The sequence below is a fragment of the Clostridioides sp. ES-S-0049-02 genome (assembly GCF_020658465.1).
Taxonomy (GTDB): domain Bacteria; phylum Bacillota; class Clostridia; order Peptostreptococcales; family Peptostreptococcaceae; genus Clostridioides.
This window is the reverse complement of record NZ_JACVWG010000006.1, coordinates 1-21,268: the sequence shown is the minus strand read 5'-3', so window position 1 is coordinate 21,268 and position 21,268 is coordinate 1. Positions and strand designations below refer to the sequence as shown.

At 27.9% G+C, this 21,268-nt stretch carries 23 protein-coding genes; 2 read left to right on the top strand and 21 right to left on the bottom strand.

What is annotated here, in order from left to right; all coding sequences use genetic code 11:
• Positions 1-132 precede the first annotated feature (132 nt).
• From IC213_RS13550 to nifV, 8 genes are all read right to left on the bottom strand, one after another.
• On the bottom strand, positions 133-828 hold the full coding sequence (locus IC213_RS13550; RefSeq protein ID WP_227433658.1) for a CPBP family intramembrane glutamic endopeptidase: 696 nt from the start codon (positions 826-828) through the stop codon (positions 133-135).
• A 28-nt stretch (positions 829-856) separates the two neighbouring features.
• On the bottom strand, positions 857-1,168 hold the full coding sequence (locus tag IC213_RS13545; protein ID WP_227433351.1) for a helix-turn-helix domain-containing protein: 312 nt from the start codon (positions 1,166-1,168) through the stop codon (positions 857-859).
• 240 nt (positions 1,169-1,408) lie between these two features.
• Positions 1,409-1,879 carry a nitroreductase family protein gene (locus IC213_RS13540; protein WP_227863169.1) on the bottom strand — a complete coding sequence of 157 codons (471 nt, stop codon included), beginning with the start codon at positions 1,877-1,879 and terminating at the stop codon, positions 1,409-1,411.
• Between the two features lie 97 nt (positions 1,880-1,976).
• Entirely contained in the window at positions 1,977-2,471 is a 495-nt protein-coding gene (locus tag IC213_RS13535; protein WP_227482970.1) for a GNAT family N-acetyltransferase, read from the bottom strand.
• A 33-nt stretch (positions 2,472-2,504) separates the two neighbouring features.
• The gene (locus tag IC213_RS13530; protein ID WP_227482971.1) at positions 2,505-2,954 is read right to left on the bottom strand and encodes a MarR family winged helix-turn-helix transcriptional regulator; all 450 of its coding nucleotides are present in this window, start codon (positions 2,952-2,954) and stop codon (positions 2,505-2,507) included.
• A gap of 242 nt (positions 2,955-3,196) precedes the next feature.
• Positions 3,197-4,189 carry an isocitrate/isopropylmalate dehydrogenase family protein gene (locus IC213_RS13525; protein ID WP_227482972.1) on the bottom strand — a complete coding sequence of 331 codons (993 nt, stop codon included), beginning with the start codon at positions 4,187-4,189 and terminating at the stop codon, positions 3,197-3,199.
• Between the two features lie 20 nt (positions 4,190-4,209).
• Positions 4,210-6,135, bottom strand: a complete 1,926-nt coding sequence (locus tag IC213_RS13520) for an aconitate hydratase (protein WP_227855408.1) — start codon at positions 6,133-6,135, stop codon at positions 4,210-4,212.
• A 24-nt stretch (positions 6,136-6,159) separates the two neighbouring features.
• The gene (nifV, locus tag IC213_RS13515) at positions 6,160-7,353 is read right to left on the bottom strand and encodes a homocitrate synthase (protein WP_227433357.1); all 1,194 of its coding nucleotides are present in this window, start codon (positions 7,351-7,353) and stop codon (positions 6,160-6,162) included.
• A 445-nt stretch (positions 7,354-7,798) separates the two neighbouring features.
• Between nifV and IC213_RS13510 the strand changes: the two genes are divergently transcribed.
• A complete protein-coding gene (locus IC213_RS13510; protein ID WP_227863168.1) occupies positions 7,799-8,926 on the top strand; it encodes a DEAD/DEAH box helicase in 1,128 nt (375 codons plus the stop codon).
• A gap of 292 nt (positions 8,927-9,218) precedes the next feature.
• On the opposite strand, the gene IC213_RS13505 is transcribed toward IC213_RS13510, so the two are convergent.
• The 13 genes from IC213_RS13505 to IC213_RS13450 form a co-directional block, all read right to left on the bottom strand.
• Positions 9,219-10,409, bottom strand: a complete 1,191-nt coding sequence (locus IC213_RS13505) for a hypothetical protein (protein ID WP_227863167.1) — start codon at positions 10,407-10,409, stop codon at positions 9,219-9,221.
• Positions 10,410-11,055: 646 nt separating this feature from the next.
• Positions 11,056-11,871, bottom strand: coding sequence for an MBL fold metallo-hydrolase (locus IC213_RS13500; protein ID WP_227824745.1), 816 nt, complete (start codon positions 11,869-11,871; stop codon positions 11,056-11,058).
• A gap of 177 nt (positions 11,872-12,048) precedes the next feature.
• The gene (locus tag IC213_RS13495; RefSeq protein WP_227433361.1) at positions 12,049-13,500 is read right to left on the bottom strand and encodes a glutamate synthase-related protein; all 1,452 of its coding nucleotides are present in this window, start codon (positions 13,498-13,500) and stop codon (positions 12,049-12,051) included.
• 133 nt (positions 13,501-13,633) lie between these two features.
• Positions 13,634-14,020, bottom strand: coding sequence for a desulfoferrodoxin family protein (locus IC213_RS13490; RefSeq protein WP_227433362.1), 387 nt, complete (start codon positions 14,018-14,020; stop codon positions 13,634-13,636).
• Between the two features lie 37 nt (positions 14,021-14,057).
• A complete protein-coding gene (locus IC213_RS13485) occupies positions 14,058-14,447 on the bottom strand; it encodes a Fur family transcriptional regulator (RefSeq protein WP_227433363.1) in 390 nt (129 codons plus the stop codon).
• A gap of 31 nt (positions 14,448-14,478) precedes the next feature.
• The gene (gene rbr, locus IC213_RS13480) at positions 14,479-15,015 is read right to left on the bottom strand and encodes a rubrerythrin (protein ID WP_227433364.1); all 537 of its coding nucleotides are present in this window, start codon (positions 15,013-15,015) and stop codon (positions 14,479-14,481) included.
• Positions 15,016-15,121: 106 nt separating this feature from the next.
• Positions 15,122-15,262, bottom strand: coding sequence for a [Fe-Fe] hydrogenase large subunit C-terminal domain-containing protein (locus IC213_RS21350; RefSeq protein WP_413926630.1), 141 nt, complete (start codon positions 15,260-15,262; stop codon positions 15,122-15,124).
• Positions 15,217-15,381, bottom strand: coding sequence for a [Fe-Fe] hydrogenase large subunit C-terminal domain-containing protein (locus tag IC213_RS13475; protein WP_413926625.1), 165 nt, complete (start codon positions 15,379-15,381; stop codon positions 15,217-15,219). Before IC213_RS13475 ends, IC213_RS21350 begins: the two co-directional genes overlap by 46 nt.
• A 183-nt stretch (positions 15,382-15,564) precedes the next feature.
• A complete protein-coding gene (locus IC213_RS13470) occupies positions 15,565-15,867 on the bottom strand; it encodes a PTS sugar transporter subunit IIBC (RefSeq protein ID WP_227433365.1) in 303 nt (100 codons plus the stop codon).
• A 21-nt stretch (positions 15,868-15,888) separates the two neighbouring features.
• The gene (locus tag IC213_RS13465; protein ID WP_227433366.1) at positions 15,889-16,299 is read right to left on the bottom strand and encodes a universal stress protein; all 411 of its coding nucleotides are present in this window, start codon (positions 16,297-16,299) and stop codon (positions 15,889-15,891) included.
• Positions 16,300-16,504: 205 nt separating this feature from the next.
• The gene (locus IC213_RS13460; protein WP_227863166.1) at positions 16,505-18,433 is read right to left on the bottom strand and encodes an EAL domain-containing protein; all 1,929 of its coding nucleotides are present in this window, start codon (positions 18,431-18,433) and stop codon (positions 16,505-16,507) included.
• Between the two features lie 189 nt (positions 18,434-18,622).
• Positions 18,623-19,111, bottom strand: a complete 489-nt coding sequence (locus tag IC213_RS13455) for a flavodoxin family protein (RefSeq protein ID WP_227433368.1) — start codon at positions 19,109-19,111, stop codon at positions 18,623-18,625.
• Positions 19,112-19,225: 114 nt separating this feature from the next.
• Entirely contained in the window at positions 19,226-20,236 is a 1,011-nt protein-coding gene (locus IC213_RS13450; RefSeq protein ID WP_227433369.1) for a DUF4116 domain-containing protein, read from the bottom strand.
• A 512-nt stretch (positions 20,237-20,748) separates the two neighbouring features.
• On the opposite strand from IC213_RS13450, the gene IC213_RS13445 reads away from it, so the two are divergent.
• The gene (locus tag IC213_RS13445; RefSeq protein ID WP_227863165.1) at positions 20,749-21,093 is read left to right on the top strand and encodes a hypothetical protein; all 345 of its coding nucleotides are present in this window, start codon (positions 20,749-20,751) and stop codon (positions 21,091-21,093) included.
• Positions 21,094-21,268: the final 175 nt, after the last annotated feature.

The following is a 21,268-nucleotide window of genomic DNA, read 5'->3' as shown; positions in this document are numbered from 1 at the left end:
CCAGTTCTTATATAAATTTATTAAAATAACTTCATACAAAAAAATAAACTCCAGATACTAGAGTTTATTTTATATATGTAGCTATCATTTATTCTCTTCATGCACTTATTACAATTATTTAAGTATATATAATCATATTATCTGTCTAGTAAGTATAGTAAACAGACTTCTCAATATTATACAAAAGCTTACATCTTTAAATCTTGACTTAACAATACCAAGTATAATACCAAAAACAGTACCTATAATAATTTTTGAAATAACAACTTCAAATGTATAGTAAGAGTTATTATATAACATTATGTAATTACGTATAACATCTATATATCCTATATTATAAATACCAGATAAGATAGATGTTATACATACAACTTTACTCTTTGATTTTATAAAATTGTTTAAATAATTCCAGATGTACTCTCTAAAAAATAATTCTTCAAATACTGGAATTATTAATACAGATAAAGTCATCATAGTTACATTAAAAAACATATAGCTTCTATTATAATAAATTGAGATTACAGCTAGAGATAAGACTACTATAAAAAGTATCAACTTACACCTTTTTATAAGTACACTATCTTTATTTTCCTTGAAAGCTTCTGTAATCTTTCTATTTCTCATTTTATTATACAAAGAACTATTTTTCAAAAATAAAATTAATGATAATCCAACTAGTGTAAAAGAAATTAAATTTACAATATTAAAATTTTCAAGAGTAAATTCAAATTGACTTAGAAGTATATAATTTAAAATCATTCTTACTATCTGAACTATGAACATCAATGAAATAGAATCTATTATACATTTTTTATAACTATACTTCATCCCCAATTTAAATCACCCCATGTGTATACTAATCGTAAAGTCCATTTAGTACTCTACTCACAGTTGCTTTACTCCAACTTGTTTCACTTGAAATTTCTTTATAGCTTAAACCATCTCTTCTCAAGTTTTTTATATTATTTATATCATCATCAGTAATTTGCTTTTCCTTTGGCTTAAGACTATTTTTATAACTTCTAAGTCTATCTAATTCTGATTTCAAACTATCTACTTCAAATTGTTTTTTTTGAAGCTTACTCTCATAAGAGTCTCTCATTTCATTAAATTCTTTGATGTAATTTACTTTCCAATCCTCATCAATTTTTGTTTTAAATATACCCATATTTGAACCTCCTTAAATTTTGTTACTATAGTTATGTATCGATTATAAACATTAATTTCTATACTTATCTTTAAAATCCTTGTACATAACCCTTATATAAGTTAGTAAAATTCAGATATATTTTTACAATTTTAAATATATATTAACAATATCAAAAAAACATACTGTCTTAATATAATATATTATACATTAAAATTTATTAAAATGGACTTTTTCATAATCCAAATCAGAGTCACAGTATTATTTTTTTTCTTCATCAGGGTAGCCTATAGAAATTATACATTCTACACTGTACTTATCAGGTATGTTCAGTTCATCTCTAATATATTTATCAGCATCTATACTATCATCATGCATCCTATTTCTTACCTGTATCCAACAAGAACCTAATCCAAGCTCATGAGATTGAAGCTGTATATATGAAGCAGCAATACTTGCATCTTCTATCCAAACATCATTTTTTTCTTTATCTCCAATAACTACAATAGCTAAAGGTGCATTTTTTAGGAAAAACCCACCACCTTTAGTCCTACACTGAGATAAATTAGTCAATGTTTCTTTATCGTCTACCACGATAAATTCCCATGTTCTAAGTCCCTTTGATGATGGTGCTAAAAGAGCCGCTTTTAATATCTTATCTAACTTCTCTTTTTCTACTTCAACATTTTTATACTTTCTAATACTTCTTCTTTTTTTTAGAAATTCAATCATCTAAATCAACCCTTTCATAATAGCATACATTTGGCTTACATTATTCCCCTACTAGTACTAAAAATGTATCCTTTAGCCTTTGTATGATAAATACTTTTTATAATATTTTATCATAACAATAGAAAGATTTCTCTTTTCCTAGGAAACTCATTTCACCAATTTTAATAAAGCCACATTTTATAAGCAATGAATTCATCTTTGAGTTTATTGAATATGTATCACTCTTTAAATATGATACATCGTTTTCTTTAGCTAATTCTTCAGCAAAATTAACTAGTCTAGATGCAATTCCCATCTTTCTAAAACTTGGATTTACTGCCATTCTATGTACTACCATAGCCTTATCATTAGATGACCAATTTAAATCTATATATTCTTTAGGTTCATCATAATTAATACATATAAATCCTGCTATTTTTCCATCTACTTCTTCTACATATAAATCTTGTTTCTCAATGTCAGAAATAAAGTCTTTATCTGATGGATAATTTTCATCCCACTGTGTATTATTATAGCCTTTCATTTCTTCTACTGTTGATTTTATAATTCCCATAATACTATCTAAGTCACTTATATTTGCTTTTCTAATCATAAAAATATCTCCTTATATTCATCCATTAATTTATTATCTTTTTACTCTAAACCATTCTTCTTCTATATTTTTTCTCATTTTCTCTAGTATATTATTTGCTGTTTGCTTCTCTTCATCTGTAAGATTATTAAAACATATTTCTATACTTCTATTTTCTTCTTCAATTATTAGCTCATATACTTCTAAAGATTTATTGGTAGGAGTTAAATTGTATCCTCTTTTGTCAAACTCATCTTGCTTTTTATCTACATATCCAGCTTTTATTAACTTCTGTATAGCTTTAGTTGTAGTGGCCTTATCTACTTTTAACACATTTGATAATTCTACAAGGTTTATTCCAGGATTTTCACAAATTCGTGTTAAAAAAGTAAATTGCCCTTTTTGTAACTTTAATTCTTTGTACTTCATATCATTTATTGAATTTACTGCTCTAGATAAAGTACCAACTTCTCTTAATATATTACTGTCTAAAGTTTTAATCAAATGCACCTCCAATCAATATCTCTAAATTCAAAATATTTTTAGTTGAACTTTCAACTATATTTGTATATTACCATATATTGGTTGAATACTCAACTAAAAAAACAACTTTTTTACATTTATTTTTGTTTTTGACTGGATGTTTACAAATATATCATTACAAAACTAAATTAAGAGCTGTTAATTGTCCCATATACAATTAACAGCTCTTTTTAAAACTTACATCATATTATTATAAACAACAACTAAATATACTTACATACCTCATCTGCAAATTCGGTAGTTGAAGCTGAACCACCTAAATCTACAGTTAATTTGCTTCCATCAAGAAATACTTTTTCTAGAGCTGTTTCTATCTTTTGTGCATTTTCATATTCTCCTAAATATCTAAGCATCATTACTGATGATTGAATAAGCGCTGTTGGATTAGCCTTATTTTGCCCAGCTATTTGTGGAGCACTTCCATGAACAGCTTCAAATATAGCACAATCTTTACCAATGTTTGCACTTGGAATTATACCCAAGCCTCCAACAAGACCAGCTCCTAAATCAGATAGTATATCTCCATAAAGATTTGGCATTACCATTACATCATAATTTTCTGGATTTAAAACTAAGTTCATAGCTGCTGCATCTACAATTAAATCATCATACTCAACACCATGTTTTGATGCTACTTCTCTAAATACATCTAAAAACAAACCATCAGACATTTTCATTATATTCGCTTTATGTATAGCAGTGACTTTTTTTCTCTTGTTATCTTTAACATAGTTACATGCAAAGTCAACAATTCTCTCACTTGCTCCTCTTGTTATTATCTTTATACTTTCAGCTGCATAATCACCTATCTTATGCTCTATACCAGCATATAAGTCTTCTGTATTTTCCCTTACTACAACTAAATCAACATCTTCATATCTTGACTTTATACCTTTAAAACTCTTAATTGGTCTTAAATTAACATATAAATCTAATGCTTGTCTCAAAGTTACATTTACACTTCTAAACCCTTTCCCCACAGGAGTAGTGATTGGACCTTTTATAGCTATTTTGTTCTTTTTTATACTATCTATAATATATTGAGGAAGTGGAGTTCCATATTCCTCAATAACTGCTTCTCCTGCATTAACTTCTTCCCATTCTATCTCTACTCCAGTAGCTTCTACAACCTTTTTCATAGCTTTCGCAACTTCTGGTCCTATTCCATCTCCTGGTATAAGTGTCACTTTATACATCAATATTCCCTCTTTTCATATTAATTAGCTTGATTCTTAGTGTAATTTAATTTTCCACCTGCTTTTAATACATCAACTTCTTTTGCTGATAATTCTACTTTAACTTTGAAAGAAGTTCCTTTACTTATATTCTTAACCTCTAAAACACCGCTATCTAAATTATCTAAAATATTTGGTATTTCCAGATTATCTAAAAGAGATAAATTTTCATAATCTTTTTCATCACAAAACTCCATTGGAATTATTCCACTGTTTATTAAATTGGCTTTGTGTATTCTTGCAAAACTTTTTACTATTACTCCTTTAACACCAAGATATAATGGTGCTAAAGCAGCGTGTTCTCTGCTTGAACCTTGTCCATAGTTGTCTCCACCAATTATAAATCCACCATTATTATCTTTTGCTCTTTGAGGAAACTCTGTATCCACAGTATTAAAACAATAGTTTGCAAGATATGGTATGTTACTTCTAAAAGGAAGTAACTTGGCATTTGATGGCATTATATGGTCAGTAGTTATATTATCTTCTGTCTTTAATATTACATTTCCACTTATAGACTCACTTAGTTCTGTGTTAAGAGGGAAAGGTTTTATATTAGGACCTCTAACTACTTCTACATCACTTCCTACATCAGAAGGCTTTATTATCATACTATCATCTATTAAAAATTCACTTACATCTAAGTTTTCAAATTTAACATCAAATTCTCTTGGGTCTGTAAGTTCTCCTTTTATAGCACTTACTGCTGCTACTTCTGGGCTCACTAAATATACTTGTGCTGATAGAGTTCCACTTCTTCCATAGAAGTTTCTATTGAAAGTTCTTAAGGATACAGAATCAGTTCCTGGAGATTGCCCCATACCTATACATGGCCCACAAGAGTTTTCTAATATTCTAGCTCCAGCACTTATTATATCTCCTAAAGCTCCATTTCTAGCTATCATTTCCATAACCTGTCTTGAGCCTGGTGCTATTACCAAACTTACATTCTTATGAACTTTGTTTCCTTTTAAGATTTGAGCTACTTTCATTAAGTCTTCATAGGAAGAATTTGTACAGCTTCCTATCGCAACTTGGTCTATTTTTATCTTTCCTATATTTTCAACTTCATCTACATTATCTGGACTATGAGGCTTTGCAGCTAATGGTTTTAATTCATCTAAGTTTATAGTAATCTCTTCATCATAAACTGCATCTGAATCAGGTTTTAGTTCCATCCATGCATCTTCTCTTCCTTGACTCTTAAAAAACTCTAGTGTTTTTTCATCACTTGGGAATATTGAAGTAGTTGCTCCAAGTTCAGCTCCCATGTTTGTTATTGTGGCTCTTTGTGGAACAGATAGATTTTTAACTCCTTCTCCTCCATATTCGTAGACTTTACCTACGCCACCTTTTACAGTTTGTTTTCTCAACACTTCTAATATTATATCTTTTGAAGATACCATATTATTTAATTTTCCAACTAAGTTTACCTTACAGACGATTGGTGCTTTTATATAGTATGCTCCTCCTGCCATAGCTAGAGCAACATCCAATCCCCCAGCACCAATAGCCATCATGCCAACACCACCAGCAGTAGGCGTGTGACTATCAGAACCCAAAAGTGTATCTCCTGGTGTTGAAAATCTTTCTAAAAATACTTGATGGCAGATACCATTTCCTGGTTTAGAAAAATAAACACCGTATTTGTCAGCTACTGTTTGTATATATTTATGGTCATCTGCATTTTCAAATCCTTGTTGTAACATATTATGGTCTACAAATGCAACACTTCTTTTTGTTTTTACTTTATCTATGCCCATAGCTTCTAATTGAAGATATGTCATTGTTCCAGTGGAATCTTGTGTTAAAGTCTGGTCTATTTTTATCCCAATTGAATTGCCAGCAACAGCCTCTCCATCCACTATATGTTTTTTGATTATTTTATAAACTATATTATCTCCCATACTTTCCTCCTAAACAATTATATCTTAAATATATGAACCTCTAACTGCTTCTTCTTCTGTTGTACCTTTTTCATGTGCTAGTATATCACAATATAATTGAAGAATCTCTTTATCCATCAAACTTCTTTTCAATCTTATAGATGTAGCTCTTATTGCATTTAATAATTTGGTAGCGTTTTCTGGAGAAATATACATTTCATATTCACTCAATTTATTTATTACTGCTGCTCTTCCTGAATGCTTTCCTATTACTATTTTTCTTTCAAGATTTACTTCACTTGGGTCAAATGGTTCATAGTTATGTGGGTCTTTTAATGCTCCATCAGCATGTATACCAGATTCATGTATAAACATATTATCTCCAACTACTGGTTTCCATGTAGGAAGTATTCTTCCTGATGCTTGTGACACATATTCACATATTCCTCTAAATTTTCTAGTATCTACGTTATTTAAATCACATTTATAGATGCATTTAAGTGCCATTAAAACTTCTTCTAATGCTGCATTTCCAGCTCTTTCGCCTAAGCCATTAACTGTAACTCCAACATAATTTGCTCCTGCTGCTAATCCTGCAAGTGCATTTGCAGTTGCCATACCAAAATCATTATGTGTATGCATTTCTATGTCAAAATTAGTTCTTTCGTAAAGAGTTTCTATTGCATTTTTTATAGAAAAAGGATTCATAACTCCTACTGTATCACAATATCTAAATCTATCTGCTCCTGCTTGCTTTCCAACATTTATAAACTCAGTTAAGAAGTCGATATCCGCTCTTGAAGCATCTTCTCCATTTACTGAAACATATAATCCGTTTTTCTTTGCAAATTCAACTGTCTTAGCCATATTCTCTAAAACCCAACCTCTAGAAGTTCTAAGTTTATTTTCTATATGAATATCAGATACTGATATTGATATGGCTACTGCATCAACACCACAAGAAATAGATTCTTCAACATCTTTTATCACTGCTCTATTCCAAGCCATTATATCTGCTTTTAAATTTCTATTACATATGTGCTTTATTACATTTTTTTCGTCTCCACCCATAGTAGGTATACCAACTTCAATTTGGTCAACACCTAAATCACTTAACATTTCAGCAATCATTATTTTTTCTCTATTCGCAAATACAACCCCAGCTGTTTGTTCCCCATCTCTTAAAGTAGTATCTACTATTTTGATTTCCTTTGCTCTATCTTTTGATATAATGCACATATTAATGCCCCCCTTAGTATACATTTAGTTTTAATAATATTAGGTCTTATCTTTCAGTGATGTCTCTAACTTTTGATTATTTTTTTATTTTTTATTCATTTTAATTTCATTTGCAATTTATTTTTTTAGCTTTTCATATCTTGTAATCTATTATATTACTTTATATTAATTATTGCACTATATTTTTTCCTTTTTGTGAAAACTTCTTAAAAATGAAAGTTATTATGTTTTTCTTGCATTTTAATTTAATTTATAAATAGATTTATTTTCAAAAAACCTTTTAAAATAAACCTCTAAAATTCTAGCTAAAATCTAATTTAATCTACACTATATTTTAAGAGTTATACACTATATTTTTAAACTATATAAATAATAATCGAAAAAATTACTAAAAATACTTACAAATATGATATTATTAATTGATTAATAAAATAGAAAATTTTTCATGAAAGGTAAGATAATAATGGATTTTAAGAGCTTAGGAATTAGCGAAAATACTATAAATATTATAAAAACATCAGGAATAACAACACCTACACCTATACAAAAAGAAAGTATCCCCTTAATAAAATCAGGAAAAGATGTCATAGCCGAAGCGCAAACTGGGACAGGTAAAACACTGGCTTTCCTGCTTCCGATATTTGAGAATATATCATTAGATGTAGATGATATACAAGTACTTGTACTGTCTCCAACTAGAGAACTTGCTATTCAAATAACAGAAGAAGCTATAAAACTTAAAGAATCTAAGGATATAAATATTCTAGCAGCTTATGGTGGAAAAGACATTGGTTCTCAGATAAAAAAACTAAAAGGAAATATTCATATGATTATAGCTACACCAGGTAGACTTCTAGACCACTTAAATAGAAAAACAATTGACCTTAGCAAATTAAAAACTTTTGTTTTAGATGAAGCAGACCAAATGTTGCTTATGGGATTTAAAAATGAAGTTGAAGCTATTTTAAAAGAAACTTCAAATAAAAAACAGACATTATGCTTTTCTGCAACTATGGATTCTCAAGTTAAAAAATTAGCTTATAGATATACAAAAAATCCTGTTGTTGTTTCTATTGAAAAAGAAGAAATTACTCTTACTAATATAAAGCAGGAAGTAGTAGAAACTACAGATAGAAAGAAATTAGATGCTTTATGCAGTGTTTTAAATGAAGACAATCCTTTTATGGCTATAATATTCTGTAGAACTAAAAGAAGAGTTGACAACCTTGAAGAGGCTCTTGCTATACGAGGATATAATTGTCAAAAGTTGCATAGTGATATTGCACAATCAAAGCGAGAAAGAATAATGAAATCATTTAGAAATTTAGAAATACAATATTTAATAGCCACAGATGTAGCTTCTCGAGGTCTTGATATATCTGGAGTAAGTCACATATATAATTACGATTTACCAGAAACGCCTGAAGACTATATTCATCGTATTGGTAGAACTGGTAGAGCTGGAGAACAGGGTTATACTTGTGCTTTTATTGACCCTAAAAATGAGAGAATGTTAAGTGAAATTGAAACAGCTATAGAATCTAAAATTAATAGAAGAATTATAGAATTATAATATAAGGCAACTATCAAATAATAAAACATATTTTCAATATTTATTGTATAAATAAAGACAGTATAAATAAAAATTGAATAAAGTCATAAATAAAAATGTATGCGTACTTATCCTAGATAAATTCACATACATTTTTATATTTTACTTTATTTTCATATCATTTCATTTTAATAATATTGTTAACATCATTTTAAATTTTTTCTGCTATTAATATTATATTAATTTTTCACTTAAATCATCATTAATGAATCTTTTCTAGACCATCTTTTTATACTTAAACTACTAATTTATACTATAAATTCTCAACATTCTCATCTAAATCAGCTGGCCACTTAGCCTCTGGATGTTCTTTTGCAAATTTCTTATTCTTATATTGACCTAATGTTAGAAAAGGTATAACTATAGTGAATAGACCAAGATAGCCACAATACCCATATCCATACTTAACTATGTTACTTAACCCTGTCAAAGATATAAGCATTGATACTATCATTATTGCACATGCTGTAAATACTCTTCTTTTCATTTTTGAAGAAAGGAAAGAAAGTGCTTTATGGTCTTCAAATCTATTTACAAGACCAAATATTGTAGTTACTCCTGTAGACATCAAGCAAAGGAATAGTGCTACATTATAAATTATGTATATAGTGTTATTTCCAGATTGACCTGCAACATAAAGAGTAGGAAGAGTTGTTTGCCCAGCAGCAGTAAATTCTCTATACCATCCCATTAACATAGTTACAGCAAGCCCCAACGCAACTGCATTCATAACAAATGAAACTAGCATTGCTTTAGTAGCTTCTTTGGAATTTTTAAGAAGTGGTCTTGAACAGCTTGCAAGTGTAGGTATAACAACTGATTGGAATCCTGCATAAATAAGAGTATTAAGTATTGGCTTAAAGTATCCAGGTGTGAAGCTCGTTTTGTTTGAAAATATTTCAGATATTTCTGGTACCTTAGCTTTTATACCCACTATGAAAATAGTAAGAGTACATACTAATATAGCTATTGTCATTGCTGTTGCTGCTTTAGATACAAGCATAGCTCCAAATATAGTAAAAACAAGAAGTACAATTCCGATAATAAAGACAGCTATAAAATAATTAATTCCTATACTTTGGAAAACTGCTGCTGCACCTGCTATAACAGCACTTACAGCTATTAAAACCATTAAATAATAATATATCTCCCATATTATTTCAAGCTTTGGATATGGATTCCAAAGTTCACAAAATAAGTCCTTATAATTCTTACAATTATTATTATTATACATTATAATAACTTCTCTCATAGTGGCAGTAAGTATAATCATTGCTAAAATTGCCATGAGTGGTGCAATCCATCCATATTGCACATAATACTGTGTTTCTTGATTACCTGTAGCAAACCCTCCACCTGCATGCGAACTAAAAAGAACACTTGCAACTCCAAATATAGCTAGAATAGAGCCTGTTGCTTTTGCTTTTTTTACATTTTTTTGCATAAAATCATCCTCTCTAGAAATAATAGTAAAAATTTATAATTTAACATACATTTGACAAAAGAATAACATTTTTGTCAAGTTAATTCAACCATAATTTTTCTAAAAATTTACAATTTTAGTTTTTTTATTTCTAATTAGGTAAATTTTATATATTTATTTTATTATTATGAATTAATAATATTTTTATATCCTGTTATTTTATATGAAATCGTTTTTATAGTGTTAAATTTTTTACAAATCAATTTCTACAATTAGAAAATACTTAACATACCTATAATGGTCATAATTATTTATTACTGTATTTGCGTTCTTATTGAAATCATTAAGATTTATATATATAAATAAATTTATATTTAAAATAATATTGTATTTAGATAAACTAATTTAATTGATTTCTCTTATATCATTATTATTAATACATGATATAATTATCTACTAATGAAAATACTAAATAATTAAAAATAACTCTTCTTTCAACAAATTAATACTATACATTTCTATTTATCTTAAAATAAATACATAATATAAAAAAGATACTTTCTTTTAGAAAGTATCTTTTTGCTTTTAATTTATACACCTGTAGTTGTTGTTAATTCCCTTAATTTTTTTAAATAAAATTTATTTTTCCAAACTCATTATTAATATACTATATATTTATGGTTAATCCTACTCCAACTTCATTTACATTTAACATTTCATTCATCTTGGCTTTTACCTTAAAAGAAACACAGTGACAAGGATACAACATTTTTATTTCTTCTTTTTTTAAATATTGAATAGTACTATCTAGTCTATCATCCAATTCAAAAAGATGAAAACCACCCAAGATTCCAGCAATTCTATCATCACCACATAATTTTTTGGCATACTCCACTATATTACAAATTCCACTATGAGAACATCCTGTAACAATAAAAACACCTTTATCGGTCTTACATGCTATAGCTGAATCATCTAAAACATAATCATCCTCCCATAAATCTTCTGATTTATATTTTCCTATTTTAGCTCTTTTTTCAAAATTATTTACAGATGGAATCTCTCCTAAGAATATACAATTTTCACTTATCTTAAAAGGTTTGTTAGTTGGTTCATACATAAAAGTATTTCTAACTTTCTCAATAGAAAATGGTGCTCCTATATTATCCTCCCCACATTTTTTAGGTTCAAAACAATTAGGGTGTGCTATAAGTTTAACTTTAGATAAATCATATTTATTTTCTAAAAATTGAATACCCCTTGTATGGTCATTATGTCCATGAGAAAAAATAATATGAGTCAAGTCACCTAAATCTATATCCATTTTTTCAGCATTTGATATAAATATTTCTGAATATCCTGCATCAAATAAAATTCTATTTCCATCAATTTCAATATAGTAACTAACTGCTGGTTCTCCAACAAAGTATCTATCAATATATGTATTATTATCAACGAGAACTTGTATCTGCATTTTTTCCATACTAATCACTCCTTAAATTGTTGTTTAGTTTAATAGTACGATATTACAAGGTATTTTACAATTTAATCTCTCCAATTTTCACATTAAAAAAGAGAATTCTATAATATAAAATTCTCTTTTTATAAAATCTATTTTCTTTTATAAACTCATATTTTTAAATAGTTTTCTTTATAAAATTTATACATGTTGTATATTCGTATAATTTGATATTTCAGAGTTAACTGTATATAAATCATCAACGCTCAAATCATGTATATCTTTATGACCAGAAATTCTAGCAAAAGTCTTAAGTTCTTCTAGACTAACATTTAAGAAATTTGCCACTCTATTTGCACTATTTTCTATATGTAATCTTTTTCTTAACTCCTCATCTTGAGTAGCTACTCCTACAGGACACTTACCAGAACCACATATACGATATTGTTGACACGCTGCTGCCATAAGTGCAGAACTAGCAATAGCAATTGCATCAGCTCCCATAGCTATAGCCTTAGCAAAGTCAGTAGATATACGAAGCCCACCTGTTATAACTAAATCTATATCTAATCCATGTGTATCTATGTATTTTCTAGCACGATAAAGAGCAAATATTGTTGGAACTGAAGTTGCATCCTTAAGTAACTTTGGACTTGCTCCAGTAGCTCCACCACGTCCATCAATAGTCATAAAATCAGGTTTAGCATAAGCTATAAATTCCATATCTCTCTCAATGTGCCCTGCTGAAATTTTAATACCAATTGGACGTCCTTCTGAAACTTCTCTAAGTTCATCTACAAGTTTCTTTAAGTCTTCTTTTGATTGTATTTCTTCAAAACAAGATGGACTTATAACATCTTGCCCCACAGGTTTATTTCTAACTTTTGCAATTTCTTCAGTTACTTTTTCACCAGGAAGATGACCTCCCATTCCAGGCTTTGTTCCCTGACCAATTTTTATCTCTATAGCATCAGAATTTTTAAGATTTTCTTCAGTTACACTATATTTATTTGGTACATATTCAAAAATATACTTATATGAAGCTTCCTTTTCTTCTGGTAATATACCACCTTCACCACTACACATAGCTGTTTTATTTTTAGCTGCACCTTTTGCTAAAGCTATTTTTAACTCTTTAGACAAAGCACCAAATGACATGTGAGAAATATAAACTGGATTTTCTATTACCATAGGCTTTTTTGCTTTTTTTCCTATTATCGTTGTTGTATTTACTTCATCATGTTCATTTAGCGGTAATGGATTTAATTGAGCTCCCATAATTAAAATATCATCCCAAGAAATTACTGGTAGTTTAGTTTTCATAGGCTCTATTATAGACTTTCCTGTAACAGCCATTTCATGAATTATATCCATATGTTGTTCAACTTCATCATCTCTTCTTAAATATGTATTTAAATAATTTAAATCGCCTGTTTTTTCACTACTCACATCAGATTTTTCTTGAACAGATGCTTCTATTTTATTTTCTTTCTTTTCTTCACCTTCAAAATACACTGTACTTATTTTTCCAAAATAACTACGACCCTTTGTACATACAGGACATGTCCAGTCTTCACTTAACTCATCCCATGTTTTATCATTTTTAGATTCATCATAAATATATCCACAAACACTACATTTATAAATTGACATATTATTTTCTCCTTATACGCTATTAATCTCAAAATAAATTAAGATTTGAGATTATATAAATTTATAGGAGGCTATTTTTATAGAAATAAATTTCTATTTTTTAGCCTCCTTTTTAATTCAGTTTATTTAAATATTACAATTCAGCTTTCCATAATCCATGTAAATTACAATAAGCATATGCAGATATTACTTTATCGTCATCATTCAAAGCAAATTTAACTACAGGTTCTCCATCTACTGCTAGACATTTACGTTGACCACCTTGTTCAGTCATAAGATACACCCATGCTATATGATGTTCTTTAGTCATTGGATGAGCAACACTACTCACTTTAACAGTAACATTATTTCCATCTACTTCAATCACAGGCACATGTTTTTCAACTGCTGCATCTGTTGTATTAGGAACAAGCTCTTTCATAGGCTTTCCACAACAGAAAACAGGAACACCTGCACTGTGTATCATCCCTATAAGATTACCACAAGTCTCACATATAAAAAATCTTTTTTCACTACACATAAACTCACCTCATTAATTATTTTTAGAATTTGAAAAGTTAACCTACTTGACTACACTTTCTACAATTATTACAAATCCCTTTAAAACTTATGTTATAAGATGTTATTTTTATGTCTGTTTCTTCTGATATTGATTCTTTTAAATTGCTAAGAATTTCAGATTCTAAATCGTACACCTCTCCACATACTTCACATATAATATGATAGTGATTTTCTATTCTACCATCAAATCTATCTGGATTTCCTGGAATACTAACTTTTTTTATAAAACCATGTTCTGTTAGCTGAGCTAAATTTCTATACACAGTCCCTAAGCTTAAACTCGGATTATCTTTTTTTAGACTTTCATACAAACAATCAGCAGTAGGATGAACTGGATTATTTAATATTTCATTTAAAATTAGTTCTCTTTGTTTAGAAAATTTCATAGTTAACATTCCTTTTTAATTATAATAATTTTTAATAGTTTTCAGCTTTTATATTGAAATAAGCTTTTGGATGGTCACATACAGGGCATTTTTCTGGTGCTTCAGTACCTACATACACATGACCACAGTTTTGACATTGCCAAACAACTTCTTCTTCTCTTTTAAATATTTTTCCTTCATTTAGGTTTTCTAAAAGTTTTAAGTATCTTTCTTCATGTTCTTTTTCTATTCTTCCAACAGCTTCAAATAAATAAGCTATTTTGTCAAATCCTTCTTCTCTAGCTTCTTTAGCAAATGTTGCATACATGTCAGTCCACTCATAATTTTCACCTGCTGCTGCATCTTTTAAATTTTCTTCTGTTGAAGGCATTCCATCATGTAAAAGTTTAAACCATAGTTTTGCATGTTCTTTTTCATTGTTAGCAGTTTCCTCAAATATAGCAGCTATTTGATTGTAACCTTCTTTTTTAGCTTTTGATGCATAGTATGTATATTTATTTCTTGCTTCTGATTCCCCTGCAAATCCTGCCATTAAATTCTTTTCTGTTTTAGTTCCTTTTAAGTTCATAATTAATTCCTCCCTTTTTAATAATAGTAATGATTACTATTTCTATATTTATATAGTATATTAATTTCCACATTTTGTCAACTATATATAATATTATTTTTTTTATTTAAATATTCTCATTTTCTAATATATTATTTAACATATAATTTTTAGAATTATATTCTGTATATAAATTTGGTATCAGTTCTGGATAAAATGTTTCTACAAACTTAACCCAAACTGGACAGCAACTTGTAAATTTAGTGATTTATCATTCTTTGTTATAAGCTCTATTAATTCAGATGCTTCTTCCATAATGGTTAAATCAGCTGAAAATGTAGTATCAAATACATAATCTGCCCCTAATTTTCTTAAAGCAGAAACCATCTTTTCTTCAACATATATTCATCCCTAAGTATTGCAGGATTGTCCTTTTCAATAGGAATTCTAACTTCAGTAAATGAGTGTTTCATCTAAATATTGTCTAATAACAAATATAATTTAATCCTCAATATTAAAAAAGCTTCAAGTAAATACTATTTACTTGAAGCTTTTCCTATATTTTTAAGATTAATTTAAATCTATTAAAATTTCATTTACTATAGATTTTGCATCACTTATTATATATTTTGGTTCGACCTCATAAAACTCCCTATCTATAAATCTATCAATCTTTTCTATACCCTCTATAGAATCACTTGTAACAAATAACACTATAGATGCATCTTCTATATCATACATAGAAAGTTCATTTTTTATACTTCCATCGTTTTGAATTTCATAAACTAAGTCAAACCCTAAAATATTTGCAGCTTCTTTAAGAGAATTTGAACTTTTTTCACTTTCACAAACTGCTGCTATTTTTTTATTCATATTTCAGATACCTCACTAATTCTACTCCGGTACAATCATTACTATACACTTTGCTTGTTTAACTACACTTGCTGTTACTGAACCTATCATTCTTGTTAGACCTTTTTTAGTAGATTTTGTCATAACTATAATATCTACATTATCTTCTTTTGCTTTTCTAATTATTTCATCTCCTGGATAACCAAAAGTAAAATGAACTTTAACATCATACTCTCCCATTATCTCTGCTGCTCTGTCCAGGATTCGTCTTCCTAAGTTCTCAGAATTCTTTATCTCTTCAGCTAGGGATATGCCATCAATAAATACTAGTTCTTTTACATTCATTATTTCCACTTCGACTTCATCTTTTTTGAATATTCCTTGTATAAATTCCAAAGAATGCATACTTCTTTCTGTTCCATCAATTGGTACTAATATTTTCTTTTTATTCATGTCACATCTTCCTTTCTTACGTTAGAATAATTAAGTAAAATATATATTTTAAGCTATAAAAATATATAATAAATCTTTACTCTAGGAATTAATAATAAATATTAATAATATATATAATAATTTTAATATTTATTATTGTGTTAATTTTATAATATTTAGCTAATAGTGTCAATGAACAAAATTGTAATTAAAAAAATAAAGGGTATTAAACTGTAAAAGCATTTTCTCTCAACAAATCCCTTAAAATTTCCTCTGGAACAGGTTTAGAAAAATAATACCCTTGTAAATATTCACAATTCATAGACTTTAAATCTTTAGCGTATTCAATGGTTTCAACACCTTCTGCTACAGCTTTCATATTTAATTTATTTATAAGAGATATAATAGTTTCAACTGTGAGTTTATGCTTACTATCTTCATTCATAGACCAAATCAGACTCTTATCTAACTTAATTACTGAAAATGGTAAGGAAAGCATATTAGTAACTCCAGAATAACCTATCCCAAAATCGTCAAGTGCAAATTTAACCCCTAAAGTAATTAATTTTTCCATTGTCTCTCTAATTATATTAAATGAACCTGATGCCACAGTTTCTGTAATTTCAAGTTTAAATTTATTTGGTGACACTTTGTATTTTTTCATAATATCAAACAAATCATCAGCCAAATTCTTTTGCATGCATTGTACTACAGAAAGATTGACAGCTATGGTATCTAACTTTAAATCTTCAAAATCATCACTAGCTATAAATTTACATACCTTCTCAAAAACCACTAACCCAATTGAATTAATAAGACCTGTCTGCTCTGCAATTGGTATAAATTCATCTGGTGGTATAAACCCTAACTCTTTATGTTCTAGCCTAATCAAAGCCTCTGCTAAAGCAAATCTATCTTTACTAGTAGAAAATATAGGCTGATAATATACATCAAAGCCATCATTTTCTAGAGCTTCTTTCAAACAATTTTTTATTATATGTTTTTTCTTTATCTTTTCACTTATAGATGCATCTGCATAAATAACTTGTCTTGATTCAGAGCGTTTTGCTTCATGTATAGAGAAATCAATTGCAACTATAACATCTTCTGTCGTTTCAGCATTTTCTGGAAAAGAAACAACTGCAATACTAGTTGATAAGTTAAAACTTATCTCTTCTATTAGCCATGCTTTTTTAAATCTTTCTTCTATCTGTTTAGTAATTTTCTCTTGAGATATACCTAACTGGCTATTAACAACAATAGAAAATATATCTCCTCCTATTCTATACACATGATTTACATCATGAATATGAATCAAATATTTACCAACCTCTTTTAATGCAATATCTCCATTTTTAGTTCCAAAGGTTTCATTCATAAATTTGAAATCATCAAGAGCAATTGTAATGATAAATCCTGATTGTTCAGTATTTATATTTAAATCTAGTTCTTGAATAAAGGATTGTCTATTAAGTACACCAGTAAGGTCATCAATGATAAGACCTCTATTCTGCATGGAGAGATATGTCAAGAGCAAACTACATGCACATGCTGTTCCTGTAAGAAGATACTGTAAAAAAATTGCCTGCAAAATAATTGCTATAATTGAAACTATGAGAAAACCTCTAATAGCCCATATTTTAGATTCATGCATTGCTTTTTTGTATTTAAAAGATAAAAATGCCGAATATATTGCATAAAAGAAAAATGATAAAAAAGTTGCAGCATATCCATAACCACGTACATAACCTGTTTCTTTTGACAGTCCAAATAAAATGTGTGTAAAAGGATTAGTTATAGATAGAATCATACAAATTATAAGTGGTATAGATAAAAATAAAAGCTTTTTTTTCATATATCTAATATCTTGATAAATAATAGCCATGACATAAAATAATACAAGAGCCGCTGGTATTGGCAATAAAAATAAATATATTTGATTCAATGAAGCAGTTAAAAAAATTGGAAGTTTGTCTATATTATTTAGACAAAGTGAGCCTAAAACATTTGAAATTATGAATAAAAATGAACAAATTAAAAGTGCACAATATATTTTATTTTGTAAAGTAGGTATAAATTTACTTTTAAAAAAGTATACCATCAAAAAAATAACTATAATTGCAGAAAAAATTTCATATTCTATATGCCATACCATAAACTTACCTCACTATTATCGTTTAATTTTATCTATTTTATTTAATATAATATGTTTACAATCATATTATAATTCATATTGATAGCATATTGAGTAATTTTATGGAAAATTTTTATTTGTATACAATTTTTACCTTAAATCCCCATTAAAACATTAAACTTATTTCAAGCATTGTTATGTATATAGAAATTAAGCAAATAATTCTTTTGCTTTTGTAGCAATTCTTTCTCCAAATATTACAGCTTTTTCGTCTTGTATTTCTGGTCCTTCAATTGAATGTACATGTCCTAAATGTATAAATGGTTTTCCTAAAGAGCCACCTCCAGAGTACACAAGCATTCCCTTAACCATTAAATGCCCTACTATAGTAAGAATTGCTACATCAGGACCTCCACAGACATAGTCACATGTAGCAAAAACTGCTCCCAACTTGCCAGCTAGATTTATCTTTTTTGAATCCTCATCAAACCATTTTTTTACTTCCCAAGTTGTATTAGCTAAATATGTTGGTGTTCCAAATATTACTGCTTTACTTTCATTTAAATACTCTGTATCAATACTATCTAATCTCATAAGTCTAACTTCTATTCCGTCTACCTTTTTAGCACCATCTTCTATTAACTTAGCTACCCTTTCTGTGTTTCCACTTCTTGTTTGATACAATATTGTAATTTTCAATTTCAATCCCTCCTTAATGTGTAATAAAAATAATTTATTATATGTCAAATTATAGCACTTATTTTACTATCCTACAAAGAACTATCCAATTATTATTTAATTAACTATTTTATATTAAAAAATCCCCAAACTCACCTTTAACTTATTTATTTCAATCTCAACTATATCTGATATATCTTCAAAAGACATGCCTCTATCATGAAGTTTTCCTGCAATTTTGATTTTTGCATTTTCTTCTCCTTTTTTAATCAAAGCTCTATTTTCTTTTTCTATTACATTTCTAACGTATCTTTTTGCAAATGGCTCATTGCCATCGCATAAAACTTTATATTTTTCTTTATCTCCTTTGACAAAACTAAGAGCTCTTTTATCTTGTTTAACAGCCTCTGTGCAAATTTCTTCTGTTTGTTCTTTCACAAATTTTAGAGCCATTCCATATTGTCTAACTGCTTTCAAGCATATTCCAACAGTCTGTTCCTTTACAAATTCTAAAGCCATACCGTTTTGTCTTACAGCTCTTAGACATATTGTTTCTGTCTGATTTTTTACAAACTTCAAATCAAGCCCATTTTGTCTTACTGCTTCCATACATATTTCTTCTGTCTGATTTTCCACCCATTTTAGGTTATAACTACATTGTTTAACTGCTTCCATACATATTTTATCTGTTTGATTTTTTACCCTTGCTAATCCAAATTCACTATTTCTAACTGCTTCTATACATATTTCTTCTGTTTGCTCTTTTACAAATGCTAAAGCTGTACCATTTTTTTCAACAGCTCTTAAACATAATTCTTCTGTCTGATTTTCTATATATTTTAATGCTGTTCCATCTTGACTAAGTGCTAACATACATATTTCTTCTGTTGGATCTTCAACAAATTCTAACATTCTCCAATCTTGCTTGACTGCTTCTATACATATTTTTTCTGTTTGATTATCAACACACTTTATTGCATTACAATTTTGTTTAACAGCCTCCAGACATATCTTTTCTGTTTGATTTTTTATGTATATTAAATTTAATCCATTTTGCTTTACTATTTCTAAATACTCATCTTCTGTTTTATTGTCAAAGTCATCATTATCTATTGATTCAAATATATCATTTTTATTCTCTTGCATATTTTAAGTTCACTCCTTATAAATTTTATAAAATTCAATAAATTTACTATCATTTTTATTTTATCAAATAATATAAGAATTTTTCAGTCTTGTTTTTTTTTATAAAATCATTTGTGTGTTAAAAAATAAATTAATTGCTTTAATTCCAGTATACAATACCCAAAATATGTGGTATATTTTAACTATAATATATTTTTATATATTACAGTTGAGATATTTAAAGTTAAATTTATATAAAATACCTTTATTTATATATCATCTTTATTTATATATCATTTAGATTGGATATATTTTTTATTTTCTTTTTTAGTTTTTCGGGTTAGTAAGGGGTTAGTAATTTAGATTTTCATAGGAAATTATTTTTAAAATTAGTTTTTATTTATAGCTAATTTATTTATGTTGTAATTAAATAAAACTAAATATAATTTAAATAATTCCTTGAGATAAATTTAATAAAACTTAGAGTCCTTATCTAAGCTTAAAATACTAAAATTATTAGGAGGATATAAATTATGGACCAAATTAAGCGCTTACACGAATTGCAACAAAAGTCATACTTAACTAAAGAAGAATTTGAGGAGTTAAAAAACAACAAATATATTGAAAAATTTGAATTGAGAGATGAATGTGACAACTCTTATATTTATAATTTTTACACTAATGATAAATGTAATGATATAAAATTTATAAAATCACAATTTATTGTTACTCTTATAAAAAACGGTTTTTTATGTGATTGTGGTGGTGTATTTAGACAAAAGAAAATAGTTGATGAATATGATTACGGATATAATGCTATATATAAATGTGATTCTTGTGGAAAAGAACTTGATAAAGAAGTTGAAAATTATGATTAAATAATAAGATAAATATTTTAAAACATTTTTTATAAATATTAAATAAAGTGAGACTGTAAATTAATTTGTGCTTTTAAAGATAATTTCTACTTTATAGCAACAATTATTTATTTACTATTAATATTTCCCAATATATGAATTTTATTCTAATAAATTGTAAAAAATATATACTGGG

Bases quoted from the DNA above. Each gene is read 5' to 3' on its own strand.
- IC213_RS13550 (WP_227433658.1), bottom strand. From the start codon at position 828: ATGAAGTATAGTTATAAAAAATGTATAATAGATTCTATTTCATTGATG.
- IC213_RS13545 (WP_227433351.1), bottom strand. From the start codon at position 1,168: ATGGGTATATTTAAAACAAAAATTGATGAGGATTGGAAAGTAAATTAC.
- IC213_RS13540 (WP_227863169.1), bottom strand. From the start codon at position 1,879: ATGATTGAATTTCTAAAAAAAAGAAGAAGTATTAGAAAGTATAAAAAT.
- IC213_RS13535 (WP_227482970.1), bottom strand. From the start codon at position 2,471: ATGATTAGAAAAGCAAATATAAGTGACTTAGATAGTATTATGGGAATT.
- IC213_RS13525 (WP_227482972.1), bottom strand. From the start codon at position 4,189: ATGTATAAAGTGACACTTATACCAGGAGATGGAATAGGACCAGAAGTT.
- IC213_RS13520 (WP_227855408.1), bottom strand. From the start codon at position 6,135: ATGGGAGATAATATAGTTTATAAAATAATCAAAAAACATATAGTGGAT.
- nifV (WP_227433357.1), bottom strand. From the start codon at position 7,353: ATGTGCATTATATCAAAAGATAGAGCAAAGGAAATCAAAATAGTAGAT.
- IC213_RS13510 (WP_227863168.1), top strand. From the start codon at position 7,799: ATGAAAGGTAAGATAATAATGGATTTTAAGAGCTTAGGAATTAGCGAA.
- IC213_RS13505 (WP_227863167.1), bottom strand. From the start codon at position 10,409: ATGCAAAAAAATGTAAAAAAAGCAAAAGCAACAGGCTCTATTCTAGCT.
- IC213_RS13500 (WP_227824745.1), bottom strand. From the start codon at position 11,871: ATGGAAAAAATGCAGATACAAGTTCTCGTTGATAATAATACATATATT.
- IC213_RS13495 (WP_227433361.1), bottom strand. From the start codon at position 13,500: ATGTCAATTTATAAATGTAGTGTTTGTGGATATATTTATGATGAATCT.
- IC213_RS13490 (WP_227433362.1), bottom strand. From the start codon at position 14,020: ATGTGTAGTGAAAAAAGATTTTTTATATGTGAGACTTGTGGTAATCTT.
- IC213_RS13485 (WP_227433363.1), bottom strand. From the start codon at position 14,447: ATGAAATTTTCTAAACAAAGAGAACTAATTTTAAATGAAATATTAAAT.
- rbr (WP_227433364.1), bottom strand. From the start codon at position 15,015: ATGAACTTAAAAGGAACTAAAACAGAAAAGAATTTAATGGCAGGATTT.
- IC213_RS13475 (WP_413926625.1), bottom strand. From the start codon at position 15,381: ATGGTTTCTGCTTTAAGAAAATTAGGGGCAGATTATGTATTTGATACT.
- IC213_RS13470 (WP_227433365.1), bottom strand. From the start codon at position 15,867: ATGAATAAAAAAATAGCAGCAGTTTGTGAAAGTGAAAAAAGTTCAAAT.
- IC213_RS13465 (WP_227433366.1), bottom strand. From the start codon at position 16,299: ATGAATAAAAAGAAAATATTAGTACCAATTGATGGAACAGAAAGAAGT.
- IC213_RS13460 (WP_227863166.1), bottom strand. From the start codon at position 18,433: ATGGTATGGCATATAGAATATGAAATTTTTTCTGCAATTATAGTTATT.
- IC213_RS13450 (WP_227433369.1), bottom strand. From the start codon at position 20,236: ATGCAAGAGAATAAAAATGATATATTTGAATCAATAGATAATGATGAC.
- IC213_RS13445 (WP_227863165.1), top strand. From the start codon at position 20,749: ATGGACCAAATTAAGCGCTTACACGAATTGCAACAAAAGTCATACTTA.